The 19,242-nt window shown below is 72.2% G+C and carries 11 protein-coding genes; 6 read left to right on the forward strand and 5 right to left on the reverse strand.

What is annotated here, in order from left to right; all coding sequences use genetic code 11:
* Window positions 1-100 precede the first annotated feature (100 nt).
* Complete coding sequence (locus ACYQ8L_RS12395) at window positions 101-1,330, forward strand: exonuclease SbcCD subunit D C-terminal domain-containing protein (RefSeq protein WP_459942141.1); 1,230 nt, start codon at window positions 101-103, stop codon at window positions 1,328-1,330.
* Window positions 1,327-5,064 carry an AAA family ATPase gene (locus ACYQ8L_RS12400; RefSeq protein WP_459942118.1) on the forward strand — a complete coding sequence of 1,246 codons (3,738 nt, stop codon included), beginning with the start codon at window positions 1,327-1,329 and terminating at the stop codon, window positions 5,062-5,064. The genes ACYQ8L_RS12395 and ACYQ8L_RS12400 overlap by 4 nt, the downstream gene beginning before the upstream one ends.
* A gap of 257 nt (window positions 5,065-5,321) precedes the next feature.
* Here the strand turns inward: ACYQ8L_RS12400 and ACYQ8L_RS12405 are convergent, their stop codons facing one another.
* Window positions 5,322-5,756 (reverse strand): thioredoxin family protein, encoded by a 435-nt coding sequence (locus ACYQ8L_RS12405; RefSeq protein ID WP_459942119.1) that lies wholly within the window; start codon window positions 5,754-5,756, stop codon window positions 5,322-5,324.
* A 359-nt stretch (window positions 5,757-6,115) separates the two neighbouring features.
* Between ACYQ8L_RS12405 and ACYQ8L_RS12410 the strand changes: the two genes are divergently transcribed.
* Genes ACYQ8L_RS12410 through ACYQ8L_RS12425 form a run of 4 tightly spaced genes read left to right on the forward strand, consistent with a single transcriptional unit; the run spans window position 6,116 to window position 12,595 of the window.
* Window positions 6,116-6,754, forward strand: coding sequence for a TetR/AcrR family transcriptional regulator (locus ACYQ8L_RS12410; protein WP_459942120.1), 639 nt, complete (start codon window positions 6,116-6,118; stop codon window positions 6,752-6,754).
* Window positions 6,751-8,208, forward strand: coding sequence for an efflux transporter outer membrane subunit (locus ACYQ8L_RS12415; protein ID WP_459942121.1), 1,458 nt, complete (start codon window positions 6,751-6,753; stop codon window positions 8,206-8,208). Before ACYQ8L_RS12410 ends, ACYQ8L_RS12415 begins: the two co-directional genes overlap by 4 nt.
* Window positions 8,205-9,383 (forward strand): efflux RND transporter periplasmic adaptor subunit, encoded by a 1,179-nt coding sequence (locus ACYQ8L_RS12420; RefSeq protein WP_459942122.1) that lies wholly within the window; start codon window positions 8,205-8,207, stop codon window positions 9,381-9,383. Before ACYQ8L_RS12415 ends, ACYQ8L_RS12420 begins: the two co-directional genes overlap by 4 nt.
* Window positions 9,380-12,595: an efflux RND transporter permease subunit gene (locus ACYQ8L_RS12425; RefSeq protein ID WP_459942123.1), complete on the forward strand. Its 3,216-nt coding sequence runs from the start codon at window positions 9,380-9,382 to the stop codon at window positions 12,593-12,595. The genes ACYQ8L_RS12420 and ACYQ8L_RS12425 overlap by 4 nt, the downstream gene beginning before the upstream one ends.
* Window positions 12,596-12,691: 96 nt before the next feature.
* On the opposite strand, the gene ACYQ8L_RS12430 is transcribed toward ACYQ8L_RS12425, so the two are convergent.
* The 4 genes from ACYQ8L_RS12430 to ACYQ8L_RS12445 form a co-directional block, all read right to left on the reverse strand.
* On the reverse strand, window positions 12,692-13,984 hold the full coding sequence (locus tag ACYQ8L_RS12430) for an OmpP1/FadL family transporter (protein ID WP_459942124.1): 1,293 nt from the start codon (window positions 13,982-13,984) through the stop codon (window positions 12,692-12,694).
* A gap of 44 nt (window positions 13,985-14,028) precedes the next feature.
* Window positions 14,029-16,041 carry a hypothetical protein gene (locus tag ACYQ8L_RS12435; protein ID WP_459942125.1) on the reverse strand — a complete coding sequence of 671 codons (2,013 nt, stop codon included), beginning with the start codon at window positions 16,039-16,041 and terminating at the stop codon, window positions 14,029-14,031.
* A 130-nt stretch (window positions 16,042-16,171) separates the two neighbouring features.
* The gene (locus tag ACYQ8L_RS12440; RefSeq protein ID WP_459942126.1) at window positions 16,172-17,944 is read right to left on the reverse strand and encodes an acyl-CoA dehydrogenase family protein; all 1,773 of its coding nucleotides are present in this window, start codon (window positions 17,942-17,944) and stop codon (window positions 16,172-16,174) included.
* 16 nt (window positions 17,945-17,960) lie between these two features.
* Complete coding sequence (locus ACYQ8L_RS12445) at window positions 17,961-19,145, reverse strand: acetyl-CoA C-acyltransferase (protein ID WP_459942127.1); 1,185 nt, start codon at window positions 19,143-19,145, stop codon at window positions 17,961-17,963.
* Between the last annotated feature and the right edge of the window lie 97 nt (window positions 19,146-19,242).

Here is a 19,242-nt window from a genome sequence, read left to right on the forward strand (position 1 = left end):
CCAGGCCGAGAGCCAACGATGCCCCATTCCCCATTCCCGGACGTCCCGCGTCCGGGCGTCCCAACGTCCCAACGTCCGAACGGAGAGGCACCTACCCATGATCCGCATCCTCCACACCTCCGACTGGCATCTGGGGCACTCGTTCGGCGCGGTGAGCCGGGAGCACGAGCACCGGGTGTTCCTGGACTGGCTCCTCGGGGTGCTCGAGGAGCGCCGGGTGGACGCGCTCCTGGTGGCCGGGGACGTGTTCGACACCTCGAACCCCTCGGCCCGGGCCCAGGCCCTGTGGTACGCCTTTGTGGCCGAGGCCCGGCGCCGCCTGCCCCGGCTCCGGGTGGTGGTGATCGCCGGGAACCACGACTCGGCCGGCCGGCTCGAGGCGCCCGGGCCGCTCTTCGACGCCTTCGGGGTGCACGCCGTGGGCACGCTCGGGGGCGACGGCGGGTTCGAACGGGTCGTGGTGCCCCTGGAGAACGCCGAAGGGGAGGTGGAGGCCTGGGCGCTCGCCGTGCCGTTTCTGCGGCCGGCCGATCTTCCGCCGGGCGCGGGGTCGCCCGAGGAGGGGGTGGCTGAGGTGTACCGCCGGGCCGTCGAGGCGGCGGCCGAGCGCCGGGCGCCGGGCCAGGGGCTCGTGGCCCTGGGGCACGCCTACGTGCGGGGCGGAACCGTGAGCGAGTGGAGCGAACATCGCATCCTGGGCGGGAACCAGCACGCCCTTCCGCTCGAGACGTTTCCGGAGGAGATCGCCTACGTGGCCCTGGGGCACCTCCACCGGCCCCAGGCCCCGGGCGGCCAGGAGCGGGTGCGCTATAGCGGCGCGCCCCTTCCCCTGGACGTCTCGGAGGCCGGGTACCCGAGCCAGGTGGTGCTGGTGGAACTGGAGGGCGACCGGCTCCTTGGCACGGAGGCCCTGCGGGCGCCCCGGCCCGTGGAGATCCTGCGGGTGCCCGGGGACGGGGCCGCACCGCTCGACGAGGTCCTCGACCGGCTCCGGGCCCTCGACCCCCTGGACGGCGAGCCGGCCGACCCGTTCCGGCCGTACCTCGAGGTGCGGGTGCGGCTCGACCGGCCCGACCCCGGCCTCCGGGCCCGGGTGGACGAGGCCCTGGAGGGGCGGGCGGCCCGGCTCCTGCGGCTCAGCGTCGAGTACACCGGGACCGGGGAGGCCCTGGCCGAGGCCGCCCCGAGCCGGACGCTGGAGGAGATCACCCCGGAGGACGTGTTCCGGGCCGCCTGGGCCCGGTCGTTCGAGGCCGACCCGCCGGCCGAGATGCTCGCGGCGTTCCACGAACTCGTGGACCGGGTGCGCCACGGGGAGGGGGCGGCATGAGGATCCTGGCGATCCGGGGGGAGAACCTGGCGAGCCTCGAGGGCCGGTTCGGGCTCGAGTTCGAGGAGGCCCCCCTCTCGAGGGCGGGGCTCTTCGCGATCACGGGCCCCACAGGCGCGGGGAAAAGCACGATCCTCGACGCCCTGTGCCTCGCGCTCTTCGACGCGGTGCCCCGGTTCGTGGGGGCCGGCGGCGAGCGGATCGGCACGGGCGCCGAGGACGAGGCCCTGCGCCTCGGGGCGGGCGACGTGCGCCACGTGCTCCGGCGGGGGGCCGGGGAGGGCTGGGCCGAGGTGGACTTCGTCGGCGCCGACGGCCGGCGCTACCGGGCCCGGTGGGCCGTGCGCCGGGCCCGGGGCCGGGCCGACGGCCGGTTCCAGCCCCAGGAGATGAGTCTTGAGGACCTGGAGACCGGCCAGCGGCTCGGGGGGACCCGCACGGAGACCAAGGCCGCCATCGAGGAGAAGGTGGGGCTCACCTTCGACCAGTTCCGCCGCTCGGTGCTCCTGGCCCAGGGGGACTTCGCGGCGTTTCTGCGGGCCAAGCCCGACGAGCGGGCGGCGCTCCTGGAGCGGGTCACCGGCACGGAACTCTACGGCCTCGTGTCCCGGGCGGCCCACGAGCGGGCCAAGGAGGAACGGGCCCGGCTCGAGACGCTCCGGGCCCGGCTGGGGGAGATCCGGGTGCTGGCGGACGACGAGCGGGCGGCCCGGGAGGAGGCCCGCGCCGAGGCCGAGCGCCGGGTTGCGGCGGCCCGGACCGCGGTGGAGGAGGCCCGGAGGGCCGTGGAGTGGCACGGCGCGCGGGATCGCATGGCCGCGGCCGTGGCCGAGGCGGAGGAGGAGTTGGCCCGGGCCGAGGCCGCCCGGGCCGAGGCCGAGCCCCTGCGCCGGGAACTCGCGGAAGCCGAGGAGGCCTGGACCCTCGCCCCCCTGGTGGCCGAGCGGGACCGGAGCGCCGCCGAGGAACGGGAGGCGGCGGAGGCGGTGAAGGCGGAGGAGGAGCGGCGGGCCGAACTCGAGGCCCGGGCCGCGGGGGCCGCGGCCGCCGACGAGGCGGCGGCCCGTGCCCTGGCCGACGCCGAGGCCGAAGAGGAGCGGCTTCGGCCGGAGATCGACCGGGCCGTGGAACTCGACACCCGGCTCGGCGCGGCCCGGGAGCGGCTGGCCGGGGCCCGGGCGGCGGCCGAGCGGGCCGGGGCCCGGCACGCGGCCGCGGCCGAGGACCGGGCCCGCCTCGAGGAGGAGAAGAAGCGCACGGCGGAGGCCCTCGATGCGGTGGACGCCTGGCGGGAGGAGCACGCCTGGGTCGGGCCGGTGGCCCAGGGGTGGGCCCGGTGGGAGCGGGACCTCGGCCGGTACGCCGAACTTGCGGGCCGCGCGGGGGAGCTGGCGGACGCGGTGCGCCGGGCCGAGGCGGAGGCCGAGACGGCCCGGGCGGACGAGGCGGCCCGGCGCTCGGCGTGGGAGGCCGCCCGGGAGGCCCAGGCCCGTGCAGAGGAGCGGCTCGGGGCGGCCGAGGCCGCGGCCGAGGGGCTCGACCCGGAGGCGGTGGGCGGGGAGATCGAGGCCCTGGGGGAGCGGCTCGGGGCGCTCGAGCGGCTCGCCGGGCTCGCCGAGCGGGCGGCCCGGGAGGCGGCCGACGAGGCCGCGGCCGTGGAGGCCCAGGCCCGGGCCGACCGGGAGGTCAAGGCCCGCGACGAGGCCCTGTCGGAGTTCGACGCGGAACTCACCCGAAGCCGCGCGGCCCTCGAGGAGGCCGAGCGGGCGCTCGAGGGGCTCCGGGCGTCCCTGGGCCTCGAGGAGCACCGGGCCCGGCTCCGGCCCGGGGAGCCCTGCCCCCTGTGCGGGGCCACGGAGCACCCCTGGGCCGAGGGCGGGGCCCCGGCGGCCGGGGCCCTGGAGGCGCAGGCCGAGCGCGTGGGGGAACTCCGGGCGGCCCAGGAGGACCTGGTGTCCCGCCGGAGCCAGGCCGCGGCCGAGCGGGAGGCGTGGGCCCGCAAAGGGGCCGAGGCCGCGGAGGCGGCGGCCCGGCACCGGGAGGCCCTGGAGGCCCTTCGTGCCCCGTGGGCGGAAGGGCGGGCCCGGGCCGGGGATCCCCGGGTGCCCGAGGCGCCCGAGGTCCCCGGGGCGGCCGAGGCGGTGGGCCGGATCGCCGACGAGGTGAGGGGGCGCCTCACGGCGCTGCGGGCCGAGGCCAGGAGGATCCAGGGGCTTCTAGCGGAGCGGGAGGCCGCCCGGAAGGCCTGGGACGGGGCCCGGTCCGCGGCCGAGGCGGCGAAAGCGGCGTGGGAGGCGGCCCGGGGGCGGGCGGAGGAGGCCGTTCGGGAGTTCGAGGCCCTGCGGGCCGAGGGGGAGCGGGTAGCCCGGGAGGCCGAGGAACTCCTGGCCGGCATGGAGGCCGCGTTTGCCCGCTGGCCGGGCTGGCCCGAGGATCTCCGGGGCGATCCGGAAGGCTTCGGCCGCGATGCCCGGGGCCAGGTGGAGGCCTGGCGGGGGAAGGAGGCCGAGCGGGCCCGCCTGGCCGAAGCCCTCGCCGCCGCAGGCCCCCGGATCGAGGCGGCCGAGGGGCTCCTGGCGGCCCGAGCCGAGGAACTTGCCCGCGCCCGGGACGAGGAGGCCCAGGCCCGGGCGGAGGTGGAGCGGCTCGAGGGGGAACGGGCCGGGGTGCTCGGCGGGCGGCCGGTGGACGAAGTGCGGCGGGAACTCCAGGGGCGCCTCGCCCGGGCCCGCGAGGCCCGGGAGGCCGCCGCGGCCGACCGGGAGCGGGCGGCCCGCGACCTGGCCCAGGCCGGGGAGCGGGTGAGCGGGGCCCGGGAGCGGCTCGGGGGGGCCCGGGCCGCCCGGGAGCGGGCCGAGAAGGCCCTGGCCGACGCGCTCGCGGCCCGCGGGGTTCCGGAGGAACGGGTGCGGGAACTCCTGGCCCGGGGGGAGGCGTGGCTCCGGCAGACCCGACAGGCGCTCCAAGACCTCGACACCGCCCTCGCCCGGGCCCGGAGCGTGGTGGAGGACCGGAAGAAGGCGCTCCAGAACCACGAGGCCGCGGGGGCGCCGAGCCTGGGGCCCGACGAGGCCGCGGCCGCCCTCGAGGGGGCCGAGGCCGAGCGCCGCGCGCTCGAGGAGGAGCGGGGCCGGATCCTGGCCGAACTGCGGGCCGACGACGAGGCCCGGGCGCGCCGGGCGGAGCTCGGGCCCGAGATCGAGGCCCAGGAGGACCGGGTGCGGGTGTGGGGCGGGCTCGCGGAGGTGATCGGCTCCCACGACGGCAAGAAATTCCGGTCCTTCGCCCAGAGCCTCACCCTGGAGGTGCTCCTCGGCCACGCGAACCACCACCTGCGGGACCTCGCGCCCCGGTACCGGCTCGGCCGGGTGCCCGGCCAGGACCTGGCCCTCCAGGTGGTGGACCGGCACCTGGGAGACGAGGTGCGTTCGGTCCAGAGCCTTTCCGGGGGCGAGAGCTTCCTCGTGTCGCTCGCGCTGGCCCTGGGGCTCTCGTCGCTGGCCTCGCGGCAGGTGCAGGTGGAGAGCCTGTTCGTGGACGAGGGGTTCGGGAGCCTCGACCCCCACACGCTGGACACGGTGCTCGAGGTGCTCGAGGCCCTCCAGGCCTCGGGCCGGCGGATCGGGGTGATCTCCCACGTGCCGGGCATGGCCGAGCGGATCGGAACCCGGGTCGAGGTGCTCCCCGACGGCACGGGCCGAAGCCGGGTGCGGGTGGTGGGGGCCGGGGGGTAGCCCGACCGACCGGAACCCCACACCGCGCGAACGGAACGTCCGGGCCGAAGGCCCGAAAGGCTATTGTCGCGGCTTGGAAGCCGCGGCGTGCCGGGAATCAGAGGACGGAAGACAGAGGACAGGGGGGGCTGTGACCTCTGACCTCTAAATCCTGGCCTATGACACGGCAGCCGCTTCGACAGGCGGGGCCGGGCAGTGCCGCTGGACCACGGGAGGTTTTCAGCCGCCAAGCCGCCTAGCCGCCCAGCCGAAGTTGCTCAGCACACCCCCAACGCCTCACGCAGGCCCCGTTCGCCCCGGGGGCCGGGGAGCTTGGCGAGGAGTTCGCCGTCTCGGAACAGGAGCACGGTGGGCACCCCCTCCACGCCGTACCGGGCGGCCACCTCGGGGTGGGCCTCGATGTCGAGGCGCAGCACCCGGGCCACGCCGTAGAGGTTCACGGCCATGTCGAACACGCTCACCTCGTACTCGGCGCACACCGGGCAGGCCTCGCCCCACACCACCACGATCACGGGGGCCGTCGAGCCCAGGACCTCCCGGTCCCAGTCCTCGGCCCCCACGTCGGTGGGCAGACAGTTTCCGGGGATGAGCCACGCCCCGCACCGGCACCGCCGGCGTTCGTGGGTCTGGCCGTGGGGTACGTGGTTCTCCGCACCGCAGGTCGCGCACTGAAGCAGGTATCCGCTGTCCATGGGCAAGTCCTTCTTGGCTGGGCGGCCAGGCCGCGAGGCGGCAGGGCGGCCCAATCTTCCCCTCCCTGTGACGCGGGCGCAAGTCTGGCCCCCGAGGGCTTGACGGCATCAAACAAATGATTGAAACTCCCGTTTCATGCCCGGGCCTGCTGCCCGCTCAGCAGGACCGGGGGCGGACGGCGCGGGGCGCACAGGAGGGGGCAGGCGCTGCTGCCGCAGGCAAAGACGTCGGGCGTCCCGCCGTCCCAACGTCCCAGCGTCCTAACGTCCTAACGTCCCAGCCGTCTTTACCCATCTTTACGGGCCCCGGGGGCGCCCGTTCGGTAGGATCGGGCCACCCGGCGATGCGGAGGTGAATGGTGACCCAGCGGGCGGAACCGGGCACCCGGGCGCGGCTCCTCGAGGCGGCCGAGCGGGTGTTCGCGGAAAAAGGGTACCGGGGAGCCACGGTGCGGGAGATCACCCGGGCCGCCGGGGCCAACGTGGCCGCGGTGCATTACCACTTCGGGGGCAAGAAACCCCTGTATCTGGAACTGTTCCGGGAGCGGATCGAGCGGCTCGCCCGGGTCCGCGAGGCCGCACTGGCCCAGGCCCGGGGCCGGGACCCGGTGGAGGACCTTCGGACCGTGGTGGGCCACTTCGTTCGGGCCTGGATCGAGCGGATCCTGGACGAGGAGCGCCGAGACCGGGGCCGGTTCCCGCTCCTGGTGATGCGGGAGGTGGGGGACCCCGGGCCGGCCTACCCGTTGCTCCTGGAGCGGATCCTCCGGCCCAACCACGAGGCGTTCCGGGACCTGATTCTGCGGGCCCGGCCCGACCTGGGGGAGGAGGGGGCCCTCCTGGCCGCGGCGAGCCTGATGGGCCAGGTGATCCACTTCCTGCGGGGCCGGCGGGTGCTGGAGGACCTGCTGGGCCGGGCCTACGACGGAGAAACCGTGGACCGGATCTGCGATCACGTGACCCGTTTCACCCTTCGGGGCCTGGGGGTGGAACCGTGAGACCCCGGGCGGTGTGGGGCGGGCTGCTGGTGGCGGCGGCGCTCGCGGGCTGCGCCGGCCCGGCGGAACTCACCCGGCCCGAGCCGCCGGTGCCCCTGGAGGCGCGCACGTTCTCCCGGGTGCCGGCCGAGGCCGCCGGGCGGGTGCTGGCCTACCGATGGTGGCGGGCCTTCGGCGATCCGGCCCTGGACGGGTTCGTGGAGCGGGTGGTGGAGGGGAACCTGGATCTCCGGAGGGCGGCGGCGCGGGTGCGGGAGGCCCGGGCCGCGGCGGCCCGGGTCGGGGCGGCACGCCTGCCCACGGTCACCGGATCGCTGGGGGCCCAGCGGACCCGCACGCCCGGGGAGGTGCGGGTGGGCGACCGGGTCAACGACAGCTACGACCTCACCGTCTCCCTCTCCTGGGAAGCCGATCTGTGGGGCCGCGTGGCGAACCTGGAGCAGGCCGCCCGGCTCGACCTGGAGGCGGCCCGGGATGACGCCGAGCGGGCGTACCACCTCGTGGTGGCCGAGGCGGTGCGGGCCTGGCTCGATCTTGCCGCGGCGCGGGAGAAGACCGCCGTGGTGGAGCGCATGCTGGAGGCCGACCGCCAGCGCCTGGCCGTGGTGGAGTCCCGGTATCGGAGGGGCCTCGTGCCGGCGGCCGACGTGCACCAGGGGCGCCAGCTCGTGGAGGACGACCGGGCCCGCCTGGCCTTGCTGAAACAGGAACGCGAGGTCGCAGCGCACCGTCTTATGGTGTTGATGGGCACGCAATCCGAAGAATGGGAAGACCCGGCCCCAACCCTTCCCCCGCCCCCGTCCCCCGTGCCGGCCGGCCTTCCGTCGGACCTCCTGTGGCGCCGGCCCGATCTGCGGGCCGCCGAACGCCGCGCGCTGGCCGGACAGGCCCGGGCGGCCGCGGCGGACGCCGACCGCTACCCGCGGTTCGCCCTGACGGCCTCGGGGGGGCGGTCGAGCGACGTCCTTCGGGATCTCGCCCTGGGGACGAACACCTTCTGGACCCTGATCGCCAACCTGACCCAGCCGCTTTTCGACGCGGGGAGCCGGAAGGCGGCCCTGGCCGAGGCCGAGGCCCGGGCCGAGCAGGCCCGGCTCGCGTGGGGGCAGGCCGTGCTCGCGGCGCTCCAGGAGGTGGAGGACGCCCTGGCCGTCGAGGCGGCGCAACGGGAGCGCCTGGCGGCCCTCGAGGAATCCCGGCGCCACGCCGAGCGGGCCGTGGAGACCGCGACCCTCCGGTACCGGAGGGGATTGGAAGATCTGACGCGCACGTTGGTTGCTAGAAGAACGCTTTTGGCTGCGGAACTAGAGAAAGTGGAGACGCGGCACCAGCTTTGTTCCGCCCGCGTGTCCCTCCTGCTCAGCCTGGGGGGTGCGTGGGGGGACGAGGACCGGGTGGCCGGCGAGCCTGCGGCGAACCCGATCGAGGCCTCGACGCAGAGAGGGGAGCCATGAACGAGACGTCCCGGGGCCGGAAGGTTTTCCGGCTCGTCCTGATGACCGTGCTGCCCCTGGTCGTGCTGGCCGGCGGGCTCCTGGGGTTCAAGGCCCTGGTGGAGAGCCGAAAGGCCCCGCCCCGGCGCGAGCGGCCCCATCTCGGACCCCTGGTGCGGGTGTCGGCCGTGCAACCGGTGGACGTGCGGGTCGAGGTGGAGGCCCACGGCACGGTGCGGCCGGCGGCCGAGATCGACGTGGTGCCCCAGGTGGGGGGCGAGGTGGTGGAGGTGTCGCCGAACCTCGTCACGGGCGGGTTCGTGGCCGAGGGGGAGGTGCTCCTGCGGATCGACCCCCGGGACTACGAACTCCAGCTCCGAACGGCCGAGGCCGGGGTGGAGCAGGCCAAGGTGCAGCTCGAGCGGACCGAGGCCGAGGCGGCCGCGGCCCGGGAGGAGTGGCAAGAACTCTACGGCGACCGGCCCCCGCCCGAGGATGGGGGGCTCCTGTTCCGCGAACCCCAGCTCCGCCAGGCCCGGGCCGACCTGGAGGCGGCCCGGGCCCGGGTGGAGGCGGCGCGCCTCGCCTTGGAGCGCACCGTGATCCGGGCCCCGTTCGCGGCCCGGGTGCGCTCCGAGAGCGTGGATCCGGGGCAGTACGTGACGGCCGGTCGGGCCGTGGCCCGGCTCTACGCCACCGATGCCGTGGAGGTGGTGCTCCCCGTGGCCACCGAGGAGCTGGGCTGGCTCGGCCGGCCCGATCCCGAGACCGGGCCCCGGGTGGTGCTGGAAGGGACCTACGGCGCCGGGCGCGGCCGGTGGGAGGGCCGGATCGTGCGCACCGAGGCCGAGGTGGACGCGGCATCGCGCGCCGTGGGGCTCGTGGCCCGGGTGGCCGACCCCTTCCGGCCCGGCCGGACCCCGCTTCCGGTGGGGCTCTTCGTGACCGCCCGGATCCAGGGCAAGCCCCTGCGGGGCGTGGTGCCCCTGCCGCGGGAGGCCCTGCGGGAGGGCGGGGTGGTGTGGGTCGTGGACGGGGACGGGCGGTTGCGGTTCCGGCCGGTGGAGGTGGCCCGGGTCGAGGCCGACCGGGTGCTCGTGGCCAAGGGCCTCGAGGCCGGGGACCGGGTGGTGGTGAGCCGGGTGGATGCCGCGACCGACGGCATGGCCGTGCGGGTGGCGGAGGCGGCGCCGTGATCCCGGGCGTCAAGCGCGGCCCCATCGCCTGGTTCGTGGAGAACCACGTCGCCGCGAACCTGCTCATGATCTTCGTGCTCGCGGCCGGGGCCCTCACCCTGGGCACCATCCGGCAGGAGGTGTTCCCCGACATCGAACTCGACGCCATCTCGATCACGGTGGCCTACCCGGGGGCGAGCCCCGAGGAGGTGGAGGAGGCCATCTGCACCCGGATCGAGGAGCGGGTGGCCTCGGTGGAGGGGGTGAAGAGCATCACCTCCCGGGCCGCCGAGGGCGTGGGCACGGTGACCCTGGAACTCGAGCGGGGGGCCGACAGCTTCCGGGTGCTCCGGGACGTGGAAAGCGAGGTGGACCGGATCACCACCTTCCCGGACGACGCCGAGGAGCCCGTGGTGACCGAGGTCACCCGGCGGCGCCAGGTGGTGGATCTCGTGATCTACGGCGAGGTGCCCGAGCGCACCCTGAAGGTCCTGGCCGAGCGGGTGCGCGACGATCTCACGGCCCTGCCGAACATCTCCCAGGTGGAGGTGCTCGGCACCCGGGACTACGAGATCTCCGTCGAGGTGCCCGAGGCCACCCTGCGCCGCTACGGCATCACCCTCTCCCAGGTGGCCGACGCCGTGCGGCGCTCGAGCCTGGATCTCCCCGCCGGGACGCTCCGGACCCGGGGAGGCGAGATCCTGGTGCGCACCAAGGGCCAGCGCTACACGGGCCGGGAGTTCGAGGACGTGGTGGTCCTCGCCCGGCCCGACGGCACCCGGGTGACCCTGGGCGAGATCGCCCGGATCCGCGACGGGTTCGACGAGGACGCCGAGCGGATCACCCGGTTCGACGGAAAGCCCGCGGCCCTCCTCGAGATCTACCGCACCGGCGAGCAGGACGCCATCGACGTGGCCGAGACCGTGAAGCGCTACGTGGCCGAGCACGCGGCCGATCTGCCGGCCGGGGTGAGCCTGGCCGTGTGGCGCGACCGCACCGACATCCTGAAGGCCCGGCGGGACCTCCTTCTCCGAAACGCCCGCCTCGGGCTCCTTCTCGTGTTCGGCAGCCTCCTTCTCTTCCTCGCGCCCCGGCTCGCCTTCTGGGTCACCATGGGGATCCCGGTGTCGTTCCTGGGCGCCCTGGCGCTCCTGCCCCACCTGGACGTCACCATCAACATGATCTCGCTCTTTGCGTTCATCCTGGCGCTCGGGATCGTGGTGGACGACGCCATCGTGGTGGGGGAGGGGGTGTACCACCACCTGGAGGAGGGGAAGTCCGGCCCCGAGGCGGCCGTGCGGGGCGCTCGGGAGATGGCCGTGCCCGTGACCTTCTCGGTGCTCACGACGATCGCGGCGTTCGTGCCCCTTCTCTTCGTCGAGGGCACCATGGGCAAATTCATGCGGGTCATTCCCCTCGTGGTGATCGCGGCGTTTGCGATCTCGCTCCTGGAGGCCCTTTTCATCCTGCCGGCCCACCTCTCGTCGGTGCCGCCCCCGCGGGCGAAGGCCGGGCCCCTGGAGCGGTTCCGGCGGCTCTTCGGCCGGGGGCTTTCCGCCTTCGTGAACGGCCCCTACGCCTGGGTTTTGCGCCGCGCCGTGGCCTGGCGCTACCTCAGCGTGGCGCTTTTCGCGGCGGTGTTCCTCGTGACCCTGGGGTGGTTCGCGGGCGGCCGGATCAAGTTCGTGTTCTTCCCCAAGGTGGAGTCCGACCGGGTCACCGCCAGCCTCGTCATGCCCCAGGGCACCTCGCTTGCCGAAACCGCTGCCGCCGTGGCCCGGATCGAGGAGGCGGCCCGCCGGTTCCGGGACGAGATGACCGAGGGGGGCCGGCCCCTCGTGACCCACGTCTACACCCTGGTGGGCCAGAGCGCGGGCGGGGCGGGGCCCCAGGGCGGGGGGGCGAGCGGTTCCCACCTCGCCACGGTGCGGCTCCAGCTCCTGCCCTCAGAGGAGCGCGACACCCCCTCGGCCAAGGTGGCGGCCCGGTGGCGGGAACTCACCGGCTCGATTCCGGGCGCCGAATCCCTCACCTTCGCCTCGAGCCTCTTCTCCTCGGGCGAGCCCATCGTGGTGCGCCTTTCGGCCGACCGGTTCGACACCCTGGAGGCCGCGGCCGCCCGGGTCAAAGACGCCCTTTCCGCCTACCCGGGGGTCACCGACATCCGCGACTCGTTCCAGGAGGGGAAGCTCGAGATGCGGCTTCGCTTGAAGCCCGAGGCCCGGCTCCTGGGGCTCACCCTGAACGACCTCGCCCGGCAGGTGCGGGCGGCCCTGCGGGGCGAGGAGGCCCTCCGGGTCCAGCGGGGCCGGGACGAGGTCAAGGTCATGGTGCGCTACCCCGAGGCCGAGCGCCGGAGCCTGGGGAACATCGAGTCCATGTGGGTGCGGGCCCCCGGCGGGGCGGCCGTGCCGTTCTCCGAGGTGGCCGAGGTGGTGCTGACCCGGGGCTACGCCACCATCGGCCGCGAGGAGCGAAAGCGGGTCATCAACGTGCTGGCCGACGTGGACGAGGACGTGACGAACGCCCAGGAGGTGCTCTCGGATCTCGCCGCCCGCCACCTGCCGGGCGTCCTCTCGGACTACCCGGGGCTCACCTACAGCTTCGAGGGGCAGGAGAAGGACCGGCGGGAATCCCTGGGGAGCCTGTGGAAGGGGTTCGCCGTGGCGCTCCTGGCAATCTACACCCTGCTCGCCATCCCGTTCCGGTCCTACGTCCAGCCCCTGATCGTCATGACCGCGATCCCCTTCGGCATCGTGGGCGCGGTGTGGGGCCACGTGCTCCTGGGGATGCCGCTCACGCTCCTGTCGATGTTCGGGATCGTGGCCGCGGCCGGCGTGGTGGTGAACGACGCCCTGGTGCTCATCGACTACACGAACCGGGCCCGGGCCGCGGGAACCCCGCCCGCGCGGGCCGCCGTGGAGGCCGGGGTGCGGCGGTTCCGGCCGGTGCTCCTGACCACCCTCACCACCTTTTTCGGCCTGGTGCCCATGATCGCCGAGCGAAGCGTCCAGGCCCAGTTCCTCATTCCCATGGCCGTGAGCCTCGCCTTCGGCGTGGCCGTGTCCACCACGGTGACCCTGTTCCTCGTGCCCGCCCTGTACCTGGTGGTGGACGACGCGGCCCGGGTGGCCCGCTTCCTTCTCGGCCGTCCGGCCCGCGGGCACCGAGGGGGAGCGGGGGAACCGGTCGGGCCGCCGCCCCTGGACAAGGCCCTGGCATCGGGGGAGTGAGGGCCGGCCGGACGACGGTACGGCCGCCCGCCAAACGAAACCGCCCGCCCCGGCGCGTCCGGGGCGGGCGGTTTCGTTTGTGGTTTAGGGGCTTCCTCAGAACCAGAAGCTCACGTTGGCGGCGAAGAGATGGGCCTCGCTTTTGTATTCGCCGTCCTGGATGTGGTTGGAGACGCTCCGGTCCTTGAACAGCACGGCCATGTAGGCGAGGTCGAGCGCCCCGTGTTCGTTGTGCCACCCAAGCCCCAAGGTCACGTTGTGCCGGTCGGAGTCGGGAAGATCGGGGCCCAGGGTGTCATCGGGTACCGGGGTGTTGTCGTAGGCGTACCCCGCCCGCACGTCCAGGTTCGCCGTCACGGCGTACTGGGCCCCGAACCGGAAGGTCCAGGTGTTCTCCCAGTCCTTGGGCAGGGTCTCGTCGTGGAGCACGGCCTCGTCTTCGAAGTCGAGGGTGAGTTCGTCGTAAGAGCTCCACCCGAACCGGTCCACGTCGAATTCGAGCGTGAGCCGCTTGGTGGGACGCCACGCCACGGCGAAGCTCCAGGCGTCGGGCAGCGTAAGGTCGGTGCTTCCGTCGGTGTTCACGTGGCTGGGAAGGCCCAGAACCTCCTGGGCCTTTTGACTCACCATGAGGTCGGCGTCGCCGTCGTCCACCTCGAGCTTGATCCGGCTACGATAGGAAATCCCGAACGACCACTGTTCCACCGGCTTCCAAAGGAGCCCGAAGTTGAACCCCCACCCGTCCCCCATGCCCTCGACCTCTAGGTCGCCGACATTGAGGTTCACCGGGTTTCCGGCCCCGTCGTACACCGTCGTGTAGGGGCTGTTTTCGAGCCACAGGCTGCCGTAGGTGTAGTCCACTCCGAAGGCGAGGCCTAGGTTCTTCCACCGGAACGCCACGGTGGGGTTGATGTTGATCGGTTTGATTGCCACCTCCTTCACATCGTCTCGGAACGGGCTCGTGGTATCCCAGCGTTTCGCGAGCGGGAACAGCGAGTTGACGGCGATACCGAAGGCCACCGGGGACGACTTGAGGGAGTGGGTCAGGTAGAGGTTTGGGGGGAAGAAGATGTCGGGCCGTGCGCTCTGTTTGCCCGAAAACTCGGAACTCGCCACGTTGGGGTCGCCGAGCCAGGTTTTCCCCTCGAACTCGGTCTCCGGGACCTGAATGATCGTAACGCCAAGACTCGCCTGACTTCCGTTCTGGAACGCAAGACCCGCCGGGTTGAAGAAGAGGGCGGAAGCGTCGTCGGCCTGGGCCACGAAGGCGTTGGCCATGCCCATGGCCTTGGCCCCTTGCTCCCGGATGTGGAACCCGGCCGGGAAGGCGGGGGCCGAGAGTCCCACGATCGCCAGCCCGGCAATCCAGCACGTCCAACTGCGTCTCATCGCTCAACCTCCTGGAAAAAGGGAAGATCACTCGTTCTAGGTTCTTAGTCGCCGGCTGACGGGGCCAGGAACAACGCGGTCTGGGCTTGGGCCCCCGCGGTCGCGGCCGCCTGGAGGGCATCGTCGTACACGCCCTCGGGGTAGTATGGAATCCGTTCGCCGGTTTCGGAGTCGATGGTAGCCGGGCTCAGGAGGAAGCTGTGCACGACCGGCTTTCCGGGCAGTCCGTACTGGAAGGCGCCGGCTACGGGCGTGGGAACCGTGGTGAAGTCGCCCCCCATGATTGCCACGGGATCGATCGCGTCAGGGTCAACCTCGAAAACGTCTCCCTCGTTGATCCCGATCTCGCTCAGGAACACCTTGCTCGCCACGTACGTGACAACCGGGTCCCCGTAAGCGAACAGGGCCAGGAGTTTGTCGGTGCCGTTCTCGCCGATCCCCATGTAGGCGCCGTCCACAGGGTCCATGAGCCATTGGACGATGTTCAGGAACACGTAGTACTCCGTGGTGCCCTTGGTGAACCCGAGGCTTCCCACGAGGTCCTGAAGCTGGGGCAGGGCCGAATCGTCGAGGACGTTGGCCAGGACGGCCGACGGGCTCGAAAGAACGATCTTCTCCGGGCGGGTGTCGGCGTTCAGAAACACCGAACCGATGATGGAGCCAAGGGAGTGGGCCACGAACCGGGGGTTCGTGAGGTCGGGCGCCTCGTCGCCGTCGAGATCGACCGTGCCGACCACGTCCATTGCCTCCCAGAGGTCGATGGCGGCCTGGTACACGTTGGCCCGGTCGGCGAGCAGGTTGGCGGTGAAGAACTCCTGCCCCTCGACGGCGCGGTCACCGTGGAACGGCGCGTCGATGGCCAGGGTGGCGAGGCAGGCGCCGGCGAGCGAGTTGGCCAGGGCGAACGCGTCTTCCTTGGTGCGGCCGAGCCCGTGCTGGAAGAGCACAGCGGTGTACGGGCCGGTCCCGCAGGCGTCAGGATCCGGGGTGAGAAGGACGAAGGTCACGTCCGTGCCCGTGGGGCCTCCCTCGGTCTGGAGTGTGTTCAGGAGGGGGGATGAGAATTTACCGAAGTACACCGATTCGAGGGCGTCGTTCGGGACGACGCCGGTGAGACCCGCCCCATCCCACACGGTGGCGACGGGCAGCGGGATCGGGATGGCTCCGTAGCTTCCGTCCGCCGGGTTCTGCCACGCCACGGCGTTCGCCGGGGCAGGCCATTGGGCCGAGGCACCCCTAAACAAGGCCACGGTGTCCTCGAACTCGTCGTAGGGGAGTTTCAGCGCGTCGGGGTTTCCCGCACCCAACGCCGCCATGATCGAGTCTTCATCCGCCAGGGTCAGGGTGGCGTCCGCCGTGTGGAAGGTCCACAGGAGCAAGACGTCGGAGCGGTCCCACCCGAAGTTCGCCTGGAGGGCCGGAAAGAGCTGGGCGTCGAACGCGGCCCGCAGGTCCTCCAGGGCCGCGAAGGCGGTGCCCTCCAGGGAGGTCTTGCTCTTGAGGGCGTTCATCACCGGACTGGGCTCCACGGGAAAGCCGTTTTCGTCCAGGAGTCCCATCTTGACCGCCACGGCGTAGGACCCGCCGGCCGCGAACGGGTTCTTGGGAATCAACTTGAGCACACCGTTCGCCTCTTCCACGGTGAAGGCCGCCGTAGTGCGGGGCAGTTCCTGGGCGTCGAGCCGGAACACGAGGACCTCGAGGGTGGACTCGTCCACGGCCCCGGACACCGGGATCGTCAGGAACATGTTAGGGGAAAGCCCTTTGAGCCCCATGGCCTCGATCACCTGGGCGAGTTGCACGAGCTCGGGAGCTGCGTCGGCGCCCAGGGCCAACTCCACCTCCTCGTCCCCGTCGGCGAGCCACACGAGGTCGTTGGGGAGCGGCATGATCTCGCGGGTGGGGTCGTAGACCGCCGTGACCTTGGCCGTGCCGGCCGGGGTGGTCGGCGTGGGCGCGGGTTTCGCCGCCACGTTGTCGTCGGGGGGGGAGCCGCAGGCCGCGAGCACGAGAGCCGCGGCCAAGGGCAGAGTGAGGAACCGGACCGTTCGTCTCATGGGACCCTCCTTTGTGTAAGAGTGGTGAACGGGCCTTCGTGCCTTGTAAACGATGTTTGAGGGCAAAATCCAGCGAAAAAGGGGGAGGGGCCGGGGTCGGTGCCGGCCCCTCCCAGGGAGAGAAACCCGTTTACCAGACCACCCGCTCCATCTCCACCAGCTTCGCGGCGATGGTCTCCCGGGCGGCCACCGTGTTGGCCGGGGTGCGCCGCACGAGGCGCCGCAGGGCGGCCAGCATGGTCATGAGGGTGTCGCCCTCCTCCATGGCGGCCAGGGCCTCGCGGGCCGTGGCCTCGGCGATGCTCGCGGCCTCCTCGGTCACGATCTTGGCCGCGGCGATCGGCAGGGCCGCCTTCTCCTCGCCCCGCCTGGCGGCGTCCTTGAGGGCCCGGAGCACGGTGGACTCGGCCGCGTAGGCCTGGATGGCGAGGTCGGCGAGCCGCAGGAGCACGTTTTGCTGCTCGGCCAGGGCTTTCCCGTATTTCTGGGCCGCCACCCCAGCCACGAAGAGGCAGATCTTCTTGAGATTGGCGGCGATCTTCCTCTCCGCGGCCAGGAGCTCGAGGTCGGCCTCGATGTCGAGGCTCGGGATGCCCATGAGCTCCTCCTGCAGGGCCTTGGCCGCCTGGAAGAGCGGCACCTCGCCCTTCATGGCCTTGCGTAGCAGCATGCCGGGCACCAGGAGCCGGTTGATCTCGTTGGTGCCCTCGAAGATCCGGTTGATCCGGCTGTCTCGGTAAAACCGCTCGGCCGGGTACTCGGCGCAGTAGCCGTACCCGCCGTACACCTGAACCGTCTCGTCCACCACGTAGTCCAGCACCTCGGAGCCGAACACCTTCACCATGGCGCACTCGACGCTGTATTCCTCGATGGCCTGGAGCGCGGTCTCACCGTGGCCGCCTCCGCTCTGGGCCAGGAGTTGGTCGATCAGGCCCACGGTGCGGTACACGACCGACTCGGCCGCGTAGGTGCGGGCGTACATCTCGGCGAGCTTCTCCCGGATCGCCCCAAAGTCGGCGAGTCGCCGGCCGAACTGCTTGCGCTCGAGGGCGTAGGCCAGGGCGTGGTCCAGGGCGCGCTTCGAGCTTCCCACCGCGCCGGCCCCGAGTTTGAACCGGCCGATGTTCAGAATGTTGAAGGCGATCTTGTGGCCCTTGCCGACCTCGCCGAGCACGTTTTCCACGGGCACCTTGGCGTCTTCGAGGATCACCGTGGTGGTGGAGGACCCGTGGATGCCCATTTTATGCTCTTCGGGGCCGATCTTGAGCCCTGGGGTGTCCTTGTCCAGGACGAACCCGGTGAAGTGCTCGCCGTCCACTTTGGCGAACACGGTGAACACCTGCGCGAATCCGCCGTTGGTGATGAACTGCTTGGTGCCGTTGAGGATGTAGTGCTTGCCGTCCTCGCTCAACACGGCCTTGGCGCGGATCGACAGGGCGTCGGAACCGGCCGTGGGCTCGGTGAGGCAGTAGCAGCCGATCGTCGTCCCGTCGGCCAGGCCCGGAAGGTACTTTTTCTTTTGCTCCTCGGTGCCGTAGTACACGATGGGCAGAGTGCCGATGCCCACGTGGGCCCCGTAGGCCACGGAGAACGAGCCCTGTCCCGACATGTTCTCGGTGATGAGCGCGCTCGAGGCCTTGTCGAGCCCGAGCCCGCCGTACTCCTCGGGCACGTCGGCCATGAGGAGTCCCAGCTCCCCGGCCTTGCGCATGAGTTCAGGCACGACGCCGGGCTTTTTCTCCTCGATCTCGTCGTTGCGGGGGATGACCTCGTTCTCGATGAAGTCCCGGGCCGTCTTGGCGAACTGGAGCTGCTCCGAGGTGAAATCCTCGGGGGTGAACACCTCGTCGGGGGTGGTCTCCCGGACGAGGAAGCTGCCGCCCTTCACATAGGTCTCGCTCATGGTGGGTTCCTCCCTCTTACCGTTGCAGGTTTTCGAAAACGCCTGCGGCGCCCATGCCGCCGCCGATGCACATGCTTACGATGCCGTACCGGGCCTTACGGCGCTTCATCTCGTGGAGGAGCGTCGCCGTGAGCTTGGCGCCGGTGCACCCCAGGGGGTGGCCGAGGGCGATGGCGCCGCCGTTCACGTTGACGATCTCGGGGTTGATCCCCAATTCCCGGATCACGTAAAGCGCCTGGCTCGCGAAGGCCTCGTTGAGCTCGATGAGGTCGATGTCGGCGAGCTGGAGCCCCGCGATCTTGAGCGCCTTCGGGATCGCCACCACGGGCCCGATGCCCATGACGGCCGGGTCCACCCCGCCCACGCCGAACGACACGAACCGGGCCAGGGGCTCTAGGCCCAGGGCCTGGGCCTTCTCGGCGCTCATGACCACGGAGATGGCCGCGCCGTCGGACATCTGGCTCGCGTTCCCGGCCGTGACCGTTCCGCCCTGGCGAAAGGCCGGGCGGAGCTTCGCCAGGGTTTCCAGCGAGGTGTCGGCCCGGGGGCCCTCGTCCTTGGTGTGGGTGAAGGACTCCTCCACCGGCTTTCCGTTCTTGCCGGGCTTATAGCGGGTCACGGGCACCGGCACGAGCTCCTCCTCGAACCGGCCCTCGGCCTGGGCCGCCAAGGCCTTCTGGTGGCTCGAGAGCGCGAAGGCGTCCTGGTCCTCCCGGGTGATGCCGAACCGCTCGGCCACGTTCTCGGCCGTGAGCCCCATGTTGAGATACGAGTCGGGCACGCTCTGCACCAGATCCGGGTTCACCATGATCTTGTTGCCGGTCATGGGCACCCGGGTCATGCTCTCGACCCCGCCGGCCAGCACCACCTCGGCCACGCCGGTCATCACGGCCTGGGCCGCCATGGCAATGGTCTGGAGGCCCGACGAGCAGAACCGGTTCACGGTCTGCCCCGGCACGGTCTCGGGAAGCCCGGCCAGGAGCAGGGCCAGCCGGGCCACGTTGAGGCCCTGCTCGGCCTCGGGGAAGGCGCAGCCCAGAATCACGTCGTCGATCTCGGCCGGGTCGAGGTTGGGTACCCGGGCCAGGGCGCCCTTGATGGCCACGGCCGCCAGGTCGTCGGGCCGCACGGTGGCCAGGGCGCCCTTGAACGCCTTGCCCACCGGCGTGCGCACGCTCGAAACGATCACTGCCTCACGCATGGTTCATCTCCTTCGAGAGATCCGAAACGAGGAATTTGCAACCCAGAGGCTGGAAACGGGAACTCCGGCCCGGAGCCGTCAGAGGCCTTCCGGCCTC

The sequence above is a fragment of the Deferrisoma palaeochoriense genome (genome assembly GCF_054656955.1).